15 protein-coding genes are annotated in these 14,675 nt (G+C 70.7%); 7 read left to right on the top strand and 8 right to left on the bottom strand.

Annotated features, from left to right (window positions below):
- Nucleotides 1–73 precede the first annotated feature (73 nt).
- Nucleotides 74–1,834 carry a phosphomethylpyrimidine synthase ThiC gene (gene thiC, locus IE241_RS21040; protein WP_030366795.1) on the bottom strand — a complete coding sequence of 587 codons (1,761 nt, stop codon included), beginning with the start codon at nucleotides 1,832–1,834 and terminating at the stop codon, nucleotides 74–76.
- Between the two features lie 183 nt (nucleotides 1,835–2,017).
- Here thiC and IE241_RS21035 point away from each other — a divergent pair, with 183 nt between their 5' ends.
- The 3 genes from IE241_RS21035 to IE241_RS21025 all read left to right on the top strand — a co-directional run bounded on the left by IE241_RS21035 (nucleotide 2,018) and on the right by IE241_RS21025 (nucleotide 5,403).
- Nucleotides 2,018–3,475 (top strand): YibE/F family protein, encoded by a 1,458-nt coding sequence (locus tag IE241_RS21035; protein WP_190023344.1) that lies wholly within the window; start codon nucleotides 2,018–2,020, stop codon nucleotides 3,473–3,475.
- A 22-nt stretch (nucleotides 3,476–3,497) separates the two neighbouring features.
- Nucleotides 3,498–3,698, top strand: a complete 201-nt coding sequence (locus IE241_RS21030) for an NfeD C-terminal domain-containing protein (RefSeq protein ID WP_190023343.1) — start codon at nucleotides 3,498–3,500, stop codon at nucleotides 3,696–3,698.
- Between the two features lie 85 nt (nucleotides 3,699–3,783).
- Complete coding sequence (locus IE241_RS21025) at nucleotides 3,784–5,403, top strand: SPFH domain-containing protein (protein WP_190023342.1); 1,620 nt, start codon at nucleotides 3,784–3,786, stop codon at nucleotides 5,401–5,403.
- Here the strand turns inward: IE241_RS21025 and IE241_RS21020 are convergent.
- The 3 genes from IE241_RS21020 to IE241_RS21010 form a co-directional block, all read right to left on the bottom strand.
- Nucleotides 5,400–5,846, bottom strand: coding sequence for an SsgA family sporulation/cell division regulator (locus tag IE241_RS21020; RefSeq protein WP_030366799.1), 447 nt, complete (start codon nucleotides 5,844–5,846; stop codon nucleotides 5,400–5,402). The genes IE241_RS21025 and IE241_RS21020 overlap by 4 nt on opposite strands.
- 263 nt (nucleotides 5,847–6,109) lie before the next feature.
- Nucleotides 6,110–6,331: a DUF5326 family protein gene (locus IE241_RS21015; RefSeq protein WP_190023341.1), complete on the bottom strand. Its 222-nt coding sequence runs from the start codon at nucleotides 6,329–6,331 to the stop codon at nucleotides 6,110–6,112.
- Nucleotides 6,332–6,480: 149 nt separating this feature from the next.
- The gene (locus IE241_RS21010) at nucleotides 6,481–6,798 is read right to left on the bottom strand and encodes a cupin domain-containing protein (RefSeq protein ID WP_030366801.1); all 318 of its coding nucleotides are present in this window, start codon (nucleotides 6,796–6,798) and stop codon (nucleotides 6,481–6,483) included.
- A gap of 68 nt (nucleotides 6,799–6,866) precedes the next feature.
- Between IE241_RS21010 and IE241_RS21005 the strand changes: the two genes are divergently transcribed.
- The 4 genes from IE241_RS21005 (at nucleotide 6,867) to IE241_RS20990 (ending at nucleotide 10,174) form a co-directional block, all read left to right on the top strand.
- Nucleotides 6,867–7,247, top strand: a complete 381-nt coding sequence (locus IE241_RS21005) for a phage holin family protein (RefSeq protein ID WP_190023340.1) — start codon at nucleotides 6,867–6,869, stop codon at nucleotides 7,245–7,247.
- A 75-nt stretch (nucleotides 7,248–7,322) separates the two neighbouring features.
- Complete coding sequence (locus IE241_RS21000; protein WP_190023339.1) at nucleotides 7,323–8,483, top strand: cystathionine gamma-lyase; 1,161 nt, start codon at nucleotides 7,323–7,325, stop codon at nucleotides 8,481–8,483.
- A gap of 208 nt (nucleotides 8,484–8,691) precedes the next feature.
- Nucleotides 8,692–9,591: a LysR family transcriptional regulator gene (locus IE241_RS20995; protein ID WP_190023338.1), complete on the top strand. Its 900-nt coding sequence runs from the start codon at nucleotides 8,692–8,694 to the stop codon at nucleotides 9,589–9,591.
- A 76-nt stretch (nucleotides 9,592–9,667) separates the two neighbouring features.
- The gene (locus IE241_RS20990; RefSeq protein ID WP_190023337.1) at nucleotides 9,668–10,174 is read left to right on the top strand and encodes an NUDIX hydrolase; all 507 of its coding nucleotides are present in this window, start codon (nucleotides 9,668–9,670) and stop codon (nucleotides 10,172–10,174) included.
- 31 nt (nucleotides 10,175–10,205) lie between these two features.
- On the opposite strand, the gene IE241_RS20985 is transcribed toward IE241_RS20990, so the two are convergent.
- From IE241_RS20985 to IE241_RS20970, 4 genes are all read right to left on the bottom strand, one after another.
- On the bottom strand, nucleotides 10,206–11,303 hold the full coding sequence (locus IE241_RS20985; protein ID WP_444545151.1) for a globin domain-containing protein: 1,098 nt from the start codon (nucleotides 11,301–11,303) through the stop codon (nucleotides 10,206–10,208).
- Between the two features lie 845 nt (nucleotides 11,304–12,148).
- Nucleotides 12,149–12,781: an HAD family hydrolase gene (locus tag IE241_RS20980; RefSeq protein ID WP_190023335.1), complete on the bottom strand. Its 633-nt coding sequence runs from the start codon at nucleotides 12,779–12,781 to the stop codon at nucleotides 12,149–12,151.
- A gap of 29 nt (nucleotides 12,782–12,810) precedes the next feature.
- Nucleotides 12,811–13,260, bottom strand: coding sequence for a GlcG/HbpS family heme-binding protein (locus tag IE241_RS20975; RefSeq protein ID WP_190023334.1), 450 nt, complete (start codon nucleotides 13,258–13,260; stop codon nucleotides 12,811–12,813).
- 126 nt (nucleotides 13,261–13,386) lie between these two features.
- Nucleotides 13,387–14,607: an MFS transporter gene (locus IE241_RS20970; RefSeq protein WP_190023333.1), complete on the bottom strand. Its 1,221-nt coding sequence runs from the start codon at nucleotides 14,605–14,607 to the stop codon at nucleotides 13,387–13,389.
- Between the last annotated feature and the right edge of the window lie 68 nt (nucleotides 14,608–14,675).

Raw genomic sequence — 14,675 nt, 5'->3', positions numbered from 1 at the left:
GTCCGTTGCCGGATCAGTCCTCGCGAGCGCCGATCATTCCTCGCGAGCGCCGACCAGCCCTCGCGAGCCCCGATCAGTCCGCGATCGGCAGATAGACGCGGTTGCCCGCCGCCGCGAACTCCTTCGACTTCTCCGCCATCCCGGCCTCGGGGTCGACGGCGAGGTCGCCGCCGTGCTCGCGCCGGATGTCCTGCGAGATCTTCATGCTGCAGAACTTCGGCCCGCACATCGAACAGAAATGCGCGGTCTTCGCCGGCTCGGCGGGCAGCGTCTCGTCGTGGAAGGCCCGTGCCGTCTCCGGGTCGAGAGCCAGGTTGAACTGGTCCTCCCAGCGGAATTCGAACCGGGCGTCGGAGAGCGCGTCGTCCCACTCCTGCGCCCCCGGGTGCCCCTTGGCGAGGTCCGCGGCATGGGCGGCGATCTTGTAGGTGATCACACCGGTCTTGACGTCGTCGCGGTCCGGCAGGCCCAGGTGCTCCTTCGGCGTGACGTAGCAGAGCATCGCCGTGCCCCACCACGCGATCATCGCGGCGCCGATGCCGGAGGTGATGTGGTCGTACGCGGGCGCGACGTCGGTCGTCAGCGGGCCGAGGGTGTAGAACGGCGCCTCCTCGCAGATCTCCTGCTGGAGGTCGATGTTCTCCTTGATCTTGTGCATCGGGACGTGGCCCGGGCCCTCGATCATCGTCTGGACGTTGTGGCGCTTGGCGATGGTGTTGAGCTCGCCGAGGGTCTTCAGCTCGGCGAACTGCGCCTCGTCGTTGGCGTCCGCGATGGAGCCGGGGCGCAGGCCGTCGCCGAGCGAGTACGTCACGTCGTAGGCCGCGAGGATCTCGCAGAGCTCCTCGAAGTTCTCGTAGAGGAACGATTCCTTGTGGTGGGCCAGGCACCACGCGGCCATGATCGAACCACCGCGGGAGACGATGCCGGTCTTGCGGCGGGCGGTCAGCGGGACGTAGCGCAGCAGCACGCCCGCGTGCACGGTCATGTAGTCGACGCCCTGTTCGGCCTGCTCGATGACCGTGTCCTTGTAGATCTCCCAGGTGAGCTCCTCGGCCTTGCCGTCGACCTTCTCCAGGGCCTGGTAGAGCGGCACGGTGCCGATCGGCACGGGGGAGTTGCGCAGCACCCACTCGCGCGTGGTGTGGATGTTGCGGCCGGTGGAGAGGTCCATGACGGTGTCGGCGCCCCAGCGGGTGGCCCACGTCATCTTCTCCACCTCCTCCTCGATGGAGGAGGTGACGGCGGAGTTGCCGATGTTGGCGTTGACCTTCACCAGGAACTTCTTGCCGATGATCATCGGCTCGATCTCCGGGTGGTTCACATTGGCCGGGAGGACCGCCCGGCCCGCCGCGATCTCCTCGCGGACGGTCTCGGGAGAGACGTTCTCCCGGAGGGCCACGTACTCCATCTCCTCGGTGATCTCACCGCGGCGGGCGTACGCGAGCTGGGTGACGGCCTGTCCGCCGCGGCCCCGGCGGGGCTGGCGCGGGCGGCCCGGGAAGACCGCGTCGAGGTTCTTCAGCCCCCCGCGCGGCGAGGTGTGCTTGATGCCGTCGTCCTCCGGGCGCATCGGGCGCCCGGCGTACTCCTCGGTGTCACCACGGCCGATGATCCAGTTCTCCCGGAGCGGCTGAAGGCCGCGCCGGACGTCCGTCTCGATCGCCGGGTCGGTGTACGGGCCGGAGGTGTCGTACAGCTGCACGTCCTGCCCGTTGGTGAGGTGGACCCGCCGAACCGGCACCCGAAGGTCCGGACGCGAGCCGGTCACGTAGTCCTTGTGCCAGCCGATCTCCCGGCCGGTTTCGGACGTGCGTGCATCCTGCGAGGTCATGAGACCAGAACTCCCTACGCCGGCATTACCCGGTAACAGGTTCGGCGGTCGACGCAGCGGTCATCCGTACGAATCTCCGTACGGAGGTCAGCGCCCTCTCAGCCCGGTGCTCCGAGCTCCCGCGATTGCAAAGGTGCCACCACGCTAGCGCCTCTCCCGACCGAAGGGCCAGGGGGGCTTGCGATGATGCGGGGCGTGACCCCCACGGACCAGCATTCCCCAGCCCACGGCCACAGTCATGGCCATAGCCCCGTCCCCGGCCCCGGCCATGGCCCCGACCCCGGTCATGGCTCCGGTCATGGCCATGGCCATGGACACAGCCATGGGCACAGCCATAGCCACGGCCCCGCCTCGCCCGTCTCCGCGCACCTGCGCAAGGTGATCGCCGCGGTCCTCATCCCCTTCGCCGCAGCGGTGCTCACCGGCCTGGTCGTGCTGTGGCCCGGCGGTGCGCCCCCGCACGAGCACTCCGGGCTCGGCCTCGACCAGAAGACGGAGTCGGGCCGGGTGGTGAAGATCGAGGAGGTCGACTGCACGAAGGCCGGCGCCCAGCCGCAGCAGCAGCCGCCCGGACAGCAGGGCGGGCCGGACGGAGCCGGTGGGCCCGCCAAGCCGAAGGGCCCCTGCGAGAAGTCGGAGATCGAGGTCACCTCGGGCCCGGACAAGGGCCGGACGTTCACCGAGCTCGTCCAGCCGAGCGCCTCCCGCCACTACACGGTCGGCCAGGAGGTCGTCCTCGCGTACGCCCCCAAGGCCCCGAAGAACCTGCAGTACTCGGTCAGCGACGTGGACCGGACGCTGCCGATGGCGATACTGGCCGCGGTGTTCGCGCTGGCCGTCGTGGTCGTCGGCCGGCTGCGCGGGGTCTTCGCGCTGATCGCGCTGGTGATCAGTTTCGGGGTGCTGACCCTCTTCATCCTCCCCGCCATCCTCCAGGGCTCCGATCCGCTGGTGGTGGCCGTCATCGGCGGCAGCGCGATCATGCTGATCGCGCTCTACATGTGCCACGGCCTGACCGCGCGCACATCCGTGGCGGTCATCGGAACACTCACCTCGCTGCTGCTCATCGGCCTGCTCGGAACGATCTTCACCAATTGGGCCCATCTGACGGGCAACACCGACGACCAGACCGGGCTCGTGCACAGCCTCTACCCGGAGATCGAGATCCGCGGGCTGCTGCTCGCGGGCATCATCATCGGCTCGCTCGGCGTGCTCGACGACGTCACGGTGACGCAGACGTCGGCCGTGTGGGAGCTGAAGGACGCCGACCCGAGCGCGAGTTGGCGGAAGCTCTACGGGGCGGCGATGCGCATCGGGCGGGACCACATCGCGTCGGTCGTGAACACCCTGGTGCTGGCCTACGCGGGTGCCTCGCTGCCCCTGCTGCTGCTGTTCTCCATCGCCGACAGCGGGGTGGGAACGGTCGCGACCAGCGAGATCGTGGCCGAGGAGATCGTACGGACACTCGTCGGCAGCATCGGGTTGGTGGCATCCGTGCCCGTGACGACCGCACTGGCGGCCCTCGTTGTCAGTGCCGACCGGCACAATGCGAGTACGAGGCCGGGTGGCGGTCCGGGGCTCGGGTCGCGGGCCGGAGGGCGTGCCCGGGCGAAGGGTGGCCGTCGCCGCCGGGCCAAGTGAGCGCACGAGGGGGGAGCTGCCGGTGATCGGAAAACAGGGCAGGGTCACGGGCACGGTCGGGCCGGGCCTGGTCGGGGAGGTGATGGTGCGCGTCCGGGGCGGGGCCGAGGCCTTCCTGGCCTACGCGGCGGAGCCGGGCGAGCGGATCGAGCGCGGGACGGTGGTGGTGATCATGGAGTACCAGCCGCCGCGGACGGTGTACGTGACGGCTGCTTACGGGTGATGACGCCTGCTTACGGGCGATACAGCCGGGGCAGAAGGGGTTTGAGGGGCCCCGTTGTGGGGCCTGAAAAAGGGGGGCTGGACGCATGCTCATCGGCGTCGTGGCGGGGATCGTCCTCGTCGCAGTGGCCATCATGGTCGGGCTGTTCAAACTGATGTGGCGGGTGGCCGAGCCCAATGAGGCGCTGGTCATCTCCGGTTCCAAGCACCGGACCGAGGGCCTGGAAGAGGGCATGGGCTTCCGGATCGTCACGGGGCGGGGGACCCTCGTGCTGCCCGGGGTCCAGGTGGTCCGGAAGCTGTCGCTCGACCTCAACGAGGCCGATCTCCATGTGGATTGCGTGACCAAGCAGGGCATCCCGCTCAAGGTCCACGGCGTGGTGATATTCAAGGTGGGCGACGACTTCGTGTCGATCGCGAACGCCGCGCGCCGCTTCCTGGACCAGCAGAAGGTCATGGGCGACCGCGTGCACAACGTCTTCGCGGGCCATCTGCGCTCGATCGTCGGCGGGCTCACCGTGGAGGACATGATCCGTGACCGCGAGCGGCTGACGGGGGAGACCCGGGCCGCCTCGGGCACGGAGATGGAGAAGCTCGGTCTGATCATCGACTCCCTGCAGATCCACGAGATCCAGGACCCCACGGGCTACATCAAGAACCTGTCCGCGCCACACGCCGCGGCAGTGCAGCGGGACGCCCGGATCGCCCAGGCCGAGGCCGACCGGCTGGCGACCGAGGCGGAGCAGCAGGCCGCGGCCCGGATGTCGCAGGCGCACCGTGACTCCGAGATCCTGCAGGCCGGCTATCAGGCCGAGCGGGACAGCGCGGCGGCGAAGGCGCGGCAGGCCGGCCCGCTGGCGGAGGCGGCGGCCCAGCAGGAGGTCGTGGTCCAGGAGACGCGGGTGGCGGAGCTGGCGGCGCACCGGCGGGAGCAGCAGCTCCAGGCGGATGTGCGCAAGCCCGCGGACGCGGCGGCGTACGAGAAGCGCACCCTGGCCGAGGCGGAGCGCGATGCCCGTATCTCCGCGGCCCAGGCGAAGGCCCGGGAGACGGAGCTGGCGGCGGCTGCCGAGGCGACTCGGGTGAAGGCCGCCGCCGGCGCCGAGGCGGAGGCCACCAAGGCGCGCGGCGCCGCTGCGGCCGAAGCGACCCGGGCGACCGGTGAGGCGGAGGCGCAGGCCGCGCGGGCGAAGGGCCTGGCGACGGCCGAGGCCGCCAAGGCGCAGGGCCTGGCGGAGGCGGAGGCGATCAAGGCACGGGCGGCGGCCCTGGCGGAGAACCAGGAGGCGGTGGTCGCGCAACAACTGGCCGAAAAGTGGCCCGAGATCGTACGTGCTGGGGCTGAAGCCTTCGGAAACGTTGACCACATGGTGCTGCTCAACGGGGCGGACGGGATGTCCGAGATGTTTGCGAAGGCCCTGACGATGGGTGGCACGGGTCTGGGCCTGGCGCGGCAGCTGCTCTCCGCCATGGGTACACCGGGTACGCCGGGTACGGCGGGTACGGCAGGCGCGGCGGACGGGCCGGGCGGGAACGGAGCCGGCTTCCCGGGCGCCGCGGGCGCCGGTGGGAAGGGAGACTCCGGGGAAAAGGGCAGCTCAGGAGCGCTGGGGGCCGGGACGGCGCCGAAGGGCGCGCCCCCGCGCACTGAGCGGGTGCCGGTCCGGGACGAGGGCGTGGCCGGCGAAGGCATGCCGGGCCGCTAACCGGCGTTCTGCCCCTCGGTGTTGCCGGCGAGGATGTTGTCGAGCGCCGCGGCGAGGTCGTAGTCGAAGTCGGCGACCGAGCGCTCCTCGCCGAGCGGGGCGATGCGGTCGGTCCGGTCGAGGAAGGCCACGAGGGGCGCCGCGCCGGCCCGGAACAGGGCCCCTTCGGAGCCCACTTGCAGCCGGATGAAGACGTCCGAGAGGTGCTCGGCGGAGGCGGGGGCGATGTGCACATCGCCCTCGCCGGAGGGCTGACTGAGCCCGTCGAGCAGCAGCTCCCTTGCGAAGGCCCAGGTCACAGGCGCGTCGCCGGGAAGATGAAAGGTGAACTTCACCGCGTAGGGATCGCTGCTGTCGTAGTCCAGTCCCACCGGGATCCGGAAGGACAGCTCCTCGGAGACGAGGAAGGTCATGATCACTTCTGCCTGAACTGTTTCACGCATCGCCCAATGCCCCGTATTCGTCGTTTTGGCCCGGGATTGGCTCCTCGCGCCCCATGAACACCACCGCTCGACGGCATCCATAGGTCACCAGGAGTGATTCTTCAGCTACCGATAGAGATCGAGACTGAGCTTACGAGCTCTATGACTCTGGAGCGTAGCGACTCGACTACGGGGCGGAGTCGTTCCGGGGGATTCAGGGCAGAGAAATTGCCAGAGCCGTCAACACCGGTCCCGGCGGCGACCGGCCGGGCGGGCTGCTCGGGCTACCAGTCGCCCTTCGACGACGAGGACGACGACGTGAACTTCTTGACGACGAAGATCAGCCCGGCGATGAGCGCGACCAGCAGCAGGGCCTTGAAGACCAGTGAGATGACGAAGCCGAGCACGCTCATGATCAGACTGCCGAACACCACGAGGACGAGGACCGGCACGGCGATCCACTTCACCCACCACGGGAGTCCTGCGAAAATCCCCTTCTCAGCCATGTCGTTCGTCCCTGCTTTCCGCTTCGTGGTACCGGAGCGCGGGTGCTCCGGCCTTGCTTTCGATGCTAGGACGGGCAGGGGGTCCGGCGGGGCCCGTGGAGCCCTCGTCGACCCCTGAGCGTCCCCCTACGGGTTTCCGGGGCCGGCCCTCAGCTCTCAGGGGGAGAGAAGACCACCAGAACCCTCAGAGGCTCGCTGATGTGGTGGAAGCGGTGGGTCACACCGGCCGGTACGTAGACCACGCTCCCCCGGCCCACCTGCGTCGTCTCCTCCCCCACGGTGATCGACGCACGGCCGCTCATCACCACGTAGACCTCGTCCTGGGCGTGCGGGGTCTGCGGGTCCATCTGCCCGGCGTCGAGCGCGTACAGCCCGACCGACATGTTCCGCTCGCGCAGGAACTGCAGGTAGGCGCCGTCGTTCGCAAGGCGCTCCCCCTCCAGCTCATCCAGCCGGAAGGCCTTCATCTACCGTCCACCCCTTGCCGCTCCTCGGTCGTGGTCCGTCCACATGCTGCGTCTGCAACGATCTCACCATGAAGAATTTCGTAGTCAAGACGATCGCCAACGCGGCGGCCCTGGCGGTCGCCATCTGGCTGCTCAAGGGCATCACGCTCTCCGGTGAGAACACGGTGCGCAAGGTGCTCACGCTGATCCTCGTCGCGCTCGTCTTCGGCGTGGTCAACTTCATCGTCAAGCCGGTGGTGAAGCTGCTGTCCTTCCCGTTGTTCATCCTCACCCTCGGCCTCATCACGCTCGTGATCAACGCGTTGATGCTGTTGCTGACGTCGTTCCTCGCGAAGGAGCTGGGGCTCGCCTTCCACGTCGACGGCTTCTGGAACGCCCTGATCGGCGGCGTGATCATCTCGGTCGTGGCCTGGGCGATGCACATGATCCTTCCTGACGACAAGGACTGAGACGCCGAGGACGGGGACACGGAAGACCGAGACGCGAATGCCTAGACGGCGAGGACTCAAGGAGGGGTACTGCGCATGACAGGCGACGGCACGCGGGCTGTACGGGCGGGCCTGCCGGAACCGCGGGCGAACGAGCCCGCGCTCCCCGGCCCGGCCTTCGCCGCCCACTACCACCTGCCGGGCGAGGTCTCCGGCCCGTACACCTACGGCCGCGAGGCCAACCCCACCTGGGCCGCCCTGGAGACGGCGATCGCCGCCCTGGAGGCACCCGGCGGCCCGGGCGCGGAGGCGGGCGCGGGGACGGAAGCGGAGGCGGAGGCCGTCACGTTCCCCTCCGGGATGGCCGCGATCTCCGCCGTGTTCCTCTCGCAGTTGCGGCCCGGCGACACCGCGGTGCTGCCCTCGGACGGCTATCAGCTGCTGCCCGCGCTGCGCGAGCGCCTGGAGGCGTTCGGCATCGCCGTGCGCACCGCTCCGACCGCCGGGGACGCCCAGCTCGCGGCGCTGGAGGGCGCCCGCCTGCTGTGGATCGAATCGCCCTCCAACCCCGGCCTCGACGTGTGCGACATCCGCCGGCTCGCCGACGCCGCCCACCGCCGCGGCGCGCTCGTCGCCGTCGACAACACCCTCGCCACACCGCTCGGCCAGCGCCCCCTGGAGCTGGGCGCCGACTTCTCCGTGGCCAGCGGCACCAAGGCCCTCACCGGCCACGGCGATCTCCTCCTGGGTTACGTGGCCGCACGCGACCCGCGGCTCACGGCGGCCGTGCGGAACTGGCGCAAGGTCGCCGGCGCGATCCCCGGCCCCATGGAGGCCTGGCTGGCCCACCGTTCCCTGGCGACGCTGCAGCTGCGCGTGGACCGGCAGGCGGCCACCGCGCTCGCGCTCGCCGAGGCCCTGTCCGACCGGCCCGAAGTGACCGGGCTGCGCCACCCCGGGCTGCCCTCCGACCCCGCCCATGACCTCGCCCTGCAGCAGATGCGCGGCGGGCGCTTCGGGTGCGTGGTCTCCTTCGTGCTGCCGGACCGCGCGTACGCCGAGCGCTTCCTGACCGCCCTGCGCATCGTCGACGAAGCGACCAGCTTCGGCGGCGTACGGTCGACGGCCGAACGGCGCGGGCGGTGGGGAGGCGACGCCGTGCCGGAGGGGTTCATCCGCTTCTCGGTGGGCGTCGAGGACACGGAGGATCTCATCGCGGACGTCCTCGCGGCGCTGGACGACGCGGCCTGCTCGTAGGGACGACGCAGCCCGCCCGTAGAGACGGCTCGAGTCTCCCCCCTCTTGACTCGAGCCGTCGTGGTCGGACGCGCGAACCACGCACGAATGACCACCCGGTCCAGGCTAGTTGACTCTGCGTCAGTGTCCAATCACACCGGCGACACAGCCCTATCGACTTATTTATAGTTCCCCTACGACCGGGAGGCACCGAGTCAGGGGAGACGGCATGGATCTGGCCCTGTTGCGCACGTTCGTCACGGTGCACCGGGCCGGGTCCTTCACCCGGGCCGCGGCCCTGCTCGGCCTCTCCCAGCCAGCCGTCACCAGCCAGATCCGCACGCTGGAGACGCAGTTGGGCCGCCCTCTCTTCCTCCGCCTGGCCCGCGGGGTGCGCCCCACCACCACCGGCGAGGAACTCGCCCACAAGATCGCACCCCACGTCGACGCCCTGCTGGAGATCACCGAAGCGGGCATGGACGAGGAAGGGTCCCGGAACCGGACCCTCCACCTCGCCGGTCCCCCGGAGTTCACCGACCTGCGCGCGCTGCCCGCCCTCGCTCCCCTCATCGCCCAGGGCCTGGCCGTGCGCGCCGCCCACGGCACCGCGGAGGAGCTCTTCGAAAGCCTGGCCGCCGGCCACCACGACCTCGCCATCACCACCTCGCGCCCGCGCGGCCGGCTGCTGACCGCCACTCCGCTCTGCGACGAGGAGCACGTACTCGTCGCGGCGCCGCGCTGGGCGGCGCGCCTGGGCGGCCCGGCCGTCGTGCGCGACAAGGGCGTCCGGGCCCTGGAACACCTGCCGGTGGTCGAAGTCCACGAGACCCTGCCGCTCGTCACGCGCTACTGGGCCGCCGTCTTCGAGACCGAGCCCGTCGCCTCCGGCAACGTCATCGCCCCCGACCTGCGCGCCGTCCTCTCCTGCGTCATCGCGGGCGCCGGGCTCGGCGTGCTCCCCCGCTACCTGTGCGCGGACGCCCTCGACACCGGCGAGATCGTGGCCCTCCTCGATCCGCCCGTGCCCCCGCTGCGCACCTATTTCCTCGTCGTACGGACCGGAACGCTGGCCCACCCGCACCTCGCACGGGCACACGAGTGGCTCCTGCGCGCCGCTGTTTCCTGGTGAGAAAGGAGAGAGAAAGGAGAGAGAAAGGGGTGCCGCCAGGGGTTTCACCGACCGCCCCACGCGGCAGATGTCCCCTATGACCGAACGTCCAGTGGTCAAGCGCACCGCTCGCGCCATCCTGCTCGACAGCGGGGGCGACCCCGGCCCCCACGCCGCCTTCGAGATGGTCCTGATCAAGCGCACCAAGCCCGGCGAGGCGCCGTACTGGATCACCCCCGGCGGCGGCATGGAGCCGGAGGACAGCACGGTGGTCGCCGCGCTCCACCGCGAGGTCGACGAGGAGCTCGGCGCCAAGGTCGTCGACGTCGTCCCCGCCTTCGTCGACACCGTCTCCCACTCGCTCCACCACGCCGCCCACGGCGTGAAGGTGCAGCACTTCTTCGTCTGCCGGCTCGCCTCCATGGACCTCTCGCAGCGCCACGGCCCCGAGGTGGACGAGCCGCGCGGGACGTACGAGGTGGTGCGGATCCCGTTCACGCGGGAGGGGATCGCCTCGGTGGAGCTGGTGCCCCCGTCGCTGCGCGCCTACCTCGACGCGAACATCGAGGGCGTACGAGCGCTGCTGGCGGACGACCTGGGGTGACGCGCCGGGCGACCGCCCGGATCAGCCCGGATCAGCCCGGCATGGTCGCCATGAGGCCGTCGATCGCGTCGTGCCGTATGCGGTGGGACGGGATGCCGATGCCCTTCAAGGTGTCCACGCTGCTGCGGATCATTCCGGGCGGCCCGGAGAGGTAGGCGTCGTACGCGGGCCAGGGGCCGTACTGGCGGACGATGGTGGGCAGTTGCCCGCTCAGGCCGCGGGTGGGGCCGTCGGAGACGACCGGCCGGACCGAGAGCCAGTTGTGCGCCCGCTGCAGCTGCAGCATGGTGTCGATGTCGTAGAGGTCGTCGGCGTGGCGCGCACCGTAGAAGACCTCGACCGGGCGGCACCGGCCGTGCTCGGCGACATCCTCGACCAGCGCCTTGATCGGCGCGATGCCGGTACCGCCGCCCAGGCACAACAGGCCGTTGTCAGTGCTGTGGTCCACAATCATGGAACCGGTGGGGGGACCGAGCCGGAGGACATCGCCCGGGCGGGCGCGGTGGACGAGTGCTCCTGACACCCAGCCGGCGGGCACGGCTTTGACGTGGAAGGAGAGCAGCCCGTCCGGGCGGGGCGCGGCGGAGAAGGAGTAGGGCCGCCACACACGCGGCCACCAGGGGGTTTCCAGGTTGGTGTACTGGCCTGCGACGAAGGGGTAGGGCTGGTCGGGCCGTACGGTCACGACGGCGACGTCCGGGGTGCGCAGCTCGTGGCCGACGATCTCGGCCTGCCACCAGGCGGGCGACTGCCGTTCGTCCTCGGCGGCGGCGTCGATCATGATCTGGGAGATCGCCGTGTAGACCCGGACCCAGGCGGCCTCGGTGGCCTCGTTCCAGCAGGCCGGCGCATAGCGGCTGAGGGCGGCGATCAGGCACTCGCCGACCGCGGGGTAGTGCTCGGGCAGGGTGCCGTACTTCCGGTGCCCGCGGCCCAGGCGGGAGAGGTAGGAGGTGAGTGCGGCGGAGTCGTCCGCGTGCTGGGCGGCGGTCAGCAGCGCCCGGAAGAGCCGGTCGCGCTGGGTGTCCATGGCCACGGGGAAGAGGGCGCGCAGACCGGGGTGCTGTATGAACAGCAGCGCGTAGAAGTACGAGGTCGCCTTGTCGGCCACGGGCTCGATCTCGGCCATGGTGCGGCGGATCAGCAGCGTGTCGGGCGACTGCGCCGCTGCGGGCGCGGGGGCGGCGGGGGCCGGAGGGGTGGGGGCGGGGGGAGGGAGAGGGGAAGGGGGCGAGGGAGGGGGGACCGGGGTGGGCGCGGGCTCCCACGCGGGGCGGAATCCCCTGTCGGGCGGCGGTTCGGCCGGGCGCTGGTGTTCGTACGCGTGCGGCTGTTCGTACCCGCGTGGTTGTTCGTACCCGCGTGATTGTTCGCGTCCGTGCGGCTCTTCGTACCCATGCGGCTCTTCGTACCCGTGCGGCCGGGGTGGTGGCTGAGGCTGCGTCCGGGGCTTCGGCTGCTCCGCCGACCGCACCGCCACCCACTTGCCCGGCCGGGGTGCCTGCCGTACGGCCTCCGCCTCCGTGCCGCCCTCCGGTGGCCTGTCGTGCCCGCCGCGGGCCCTGTCTCCGTCCGGTGGCTGCGTCGGGGTGAACCAGCCCCGGTCACTCCCTCTGCCGTGCGCGCCGCCGTCGGCCGACCTGGTCGGAGCGTCCTTCATCGTCTCGCCTCGAACATCTCTCGGTCCGTCCTCGCACTTCCGTTCAAGCCGGAAAGTGTTCGCAATTCCCCGCTCTGCTCATGGATCGCTGTTCCAGGCTGCGCAGCATGCCACCTTCTGCGCCGCCTCGCGCAAATCACGGGAAGTCCCGGTGACGGGGACCCGGTTGAGGCTAGGCTGAGCCGATTCACCCACACCGGTGGGTCAAGCAGCCCCCAGCCAACGGGCGTTGACCATACCGGGCATCGCGAGCGATACAACCTCTCTTTCCACGTGCGGACTTCACTGTTACGGAATCGGCTGCGAACTACCGGCTAACGAGCGGAGCCGACGAGTTCGTACGCCTCCCTGAGGTCGCGGCCCGCATAGGAGTGCACGGCGATATCCCGTACGTGGTGATCGGCGTTCACCGCCACGGAGACCGGGACCACGGAGAAGAGCAGTGCGTCCGACATCGAGTCCCCGTAGGCCACGCAGTCGGCACGAGTCAGGCCGAATTCCGCGCACAGCTCGTCCGCGATCCGCACCTTCGACCCGGCGTCGAGGATGCCCGCCGGGTCCACCGGATCCCGGAAGGGCACCGCGGGCCAGCGCGATCCATGGGCGGCGTCGGCACCCCAGGTCAGCAGGCGTTCCACAAAGAAACCCGGGGAGAGTGAGATCACGGCGCAGCGCTCGCCGCGGGCGCGGATCTCCGCCCAGACCTCACGTATTCCGGCCATCCAGGGGGCGCCGTCGAAAGCCGCGGCGATCTGTTCCTCGGTGAGTTCCCGCCACAGCGCGCAGGCGAGTTCGGCGAAGCGCGGCGGCTGAAGTTCGCGGGCCGCGAATGCCCGTTCCAGCTCGGCGATCTCCCGCTCGACCCCGAGCTGCCGGGATATCTCGATCGCCGCCGCGGACCCGTGCATCAGGGTCCCGTCCATATCAAACAAATGCAGTCTGCTCACGCTGCCCGAGAGTATGCGGGTCCGCGGAGTCAGCCGCCCAGGACGGCCTCGATCGCGGTCAGGGCGATGCCGTGGTCCTGCTCCGGCGCCCCGCCGCCCACACCGATCGCGCCGACGAGCCTGCCGTCGCGGTGGAGCGGGACGCCTCCGGCGATGAAGAGCAGCGGGCGGTCGAGGGCGGTCGGCAGGGTGTGGAAGAGGCCGCCGGGCTGGACGGCGTCGACCAGGTCGGCGGTCGGTGCGTCCAGCTGCAGCGCGGTGAACGCCTTGCGCGTGCTGGTCTCCCCCGCGATCAGCACCGCCCGGTCGTCCCGGCGGAAGGCCAGCAGGTGGCCGCCCGCGTCGAGGACGGTGACGGCGACCCGTACGCCCTGCTCGTCCGCGGCACGGCGGGCGGCGGCCACGAGCGCGTCGGCGTCGTCCGTGGTGAGCGGGAGGACGGGGGTGGCGCTGGTGGCGGGAGTGGCAGTGGTGCTCATGGGGGGGGTGCTCCTGGATGTGCGTTGTGGTGCTGTGCTTGATGAGGCAGGGCTTGGGGTGATGACGCCCTTGGTGACGCCGTGCTTGGTGACGCCGTGCTTGGTGACGCCTTACGTCGTGACGCCTTACGTCGTGACGCGCTCCGGCTGCGCCACGATGCGCCCGTCCCGCGCGCTCGGCGCACCCGCTGCGCCCTGGGCGCCCGTACGCCGCTCCAGTGCTGCCGAGACGAGGGCCAGGGCGAGGGCGGAGGCGGCCATCGCCGCGCCGACCCAGTTGGGCGCCGTGTAGCCGAAGCCGGCGGAGATCACGAGGCCGCCGAGCCAGGCCGCTATCGCATTGCCCAGGTTGAAGGCGCCGATGTTGACGGCGGAGGCGAGGGTGGGGGCGTCCGCGGTCTGGTCGAGGACGCGCTTCTGCAGCGGCGGGACGGTCGCGAAGCCCAGCGCTCCGATCAGCGGGACGACGACCGCCGTGGCGATCTTGTCGTGCGTGGCGACCGGCAGCAGGGCGAGGGCGATCGCGAGGCCTCCGAGGGCCGTGAGCAGCATGGGCATCAGCGCGCGGTCGGCGAAGCGGCCGCCGATGAGGTTGCCCACCACCATGCCCAGGCCGAAGAGGACGAGCAGCCAGGTGACGGAGGAGGACGCGAAGCCCGCGGCGTCGGTCATCATCGGCGTGAAGTAGGTGGTCATGGTGAAGACGCCGCCGAATCCGAGGACCGTCATCGCCATGGCGAGCAGGACCTGGGGGTTGCGGAAGGCGGCCAGCTCGCCGCTGATCCGGGTCTGCTCGGGGCGGGGCTGCTGCGGTACGAGCGCGGCGATGCCGAGGACGGCGAGCACGCCGAGGCCGGCGATGAGGAAGAACGTGACGCGCCAGCCGGCGCTCTGGCCGACCATCGTGCCCATCGGCACGCCCACCACGTTGGCCACCGTCAGCCCCGTGAACATCATCGCGAGCGCGGCCGCCTTCTTCTGCGGGGCGACCAGGCCGGCGGCCACGATCGCGCCGATGCCGAAGAACGCGCCGTGTGCGAACGAGGCGACGATCCGCCCGGCCAGCATCACCCCGAAGACGGGGGCGGCCGCCGAGATCGCGTTGCCGGCGACGAACAGGCCCATCAGGGCCATGAGCATCTTCTTGCGCGGCACCCGGCTGCCGAGGACGGCCAGGATCGGGGCGCCGATCACGACGCCGAGCGCGTAGCCGGTCGTCAGGTAGCCGGCGGTCGGGATGGAGACGCCGAACTCGTCCGCGACCTCCGGGAGCAGCCCCGAGGTGACGAATTCGGTGGTGCCGATACCGAAGGCGCCGATGGCGAGCGCCAGCAGTGCGAGAGGCATGACGAGGGGTCCTTCACGGAGGGGAGGGGGAGAGGGATCAGGGGCGGGAGGAGTCCGCCAGGCATCAT

Origin of the sequence: Streptomyces hiroshimensis (genome assembly GCF_014650335.1) — a bacterium.
In the GTDB taxonomy this organism is placed as follows: domain Bacteria; phylum Actinomycetota; class Actinomycetes; order Streptomycetales; family Streptomycetaceae; genus Streptomyces; species Streptomyces hiroshimensis.
The sequence above is the reverse complement of the archived record's forward strand: the minus strand, read 5'-3'. Positions and strand labels throughout refer to the sequence as shown.

Coding starts and splice junctions, on each gene's coding strand:
- thiC (WP_030366795.1), bottom strand. CDS start 1,834: ATGACCTCGCAGGATGCACGCACGTCCGAAACCGGCCGGGAGATCGGC.
- IE241_RS21035 (WP_190023344.1), top strand. CDS start 2,018: ATGATGCGGGGCGTGACCCCCACGGACCAGCATTCCCCAGCCCACGGC.
- IE241_RS21025 (WP_190023342.1), top strand. CDS start 3,784: ATGCTCATCGGCGTCGTGGCGGGGATCGTCCTCGTCGCAGTGGCCATC.
- IE241_RS21020 (WP_030366799.1), bottom strand. CDS start 5,846: ATGCGTGAAACAGTTCAGGCAGAAGTGATCATGACCTTCCTCGTCTCC.
- IE241_RS21015 (WP_190023341.1), bottom strand. CDS start 6,331: ATGGCTGAGAAGGGGATTTTCGCAGGACTCCCGTGGTGGGTGAAGTGG.
- IE241_RS21010 (WP_030366801.1), bottom strand. CDS start 6,798: ATGAAGGCCTTCCGGCTGGATGAGCTGGAGGGGGAGCGCCTTGCGAAC.
- IE241_RS21005 (WP_190023340.1), top strand. CDS start 6,867: ATGAAGAATTTCGTAGTCAAGACGATCGCCAACGCGGCGGCCCTGGCG.
- IE241_RS21000 (WP_190023339.1), top strand. CDS start 7,323: ATGACAGGCGACGGCACGCGGGCTGTACGGGCGGGCCTGCCGGAACCG.
- IE241_RS20995 (WP_190023338.1), top strand. CDS start 8,692: ATGGATCTGGCCCTGTTGCGCACGTTCGTCACGGTGCACCGGGCCGGG.
- IE241_RS20990 (WP_190023337.1), top strand. CDS start 9,668: ATGACCGAACGTCCAGTGGTCAAGCGCACCGCTCGCGCCATCCTGCTC.
- IE241_RS20985 (WP_444545151.1), bottom strand. CDS start 11,303: ATGGCCGAGATCGAGCCCGTGGCCGACAAGGCGACCTCGTACTTCTAC.
- IE241_RS20975 (WP_190023334.1), bottom strand. CDS start 13,260: ATGAGCACCACTGCCACTCCCGCCACCAGCGCCACCCCCGTCCTCCCG.
- IE241_RS20970 (WP_190023333.1), bottom strand. CDS start 14,607: ATGCCTCTCGCACTGCTGGCGCTCGCCATCGGCGCCTTCGGTATCGGC.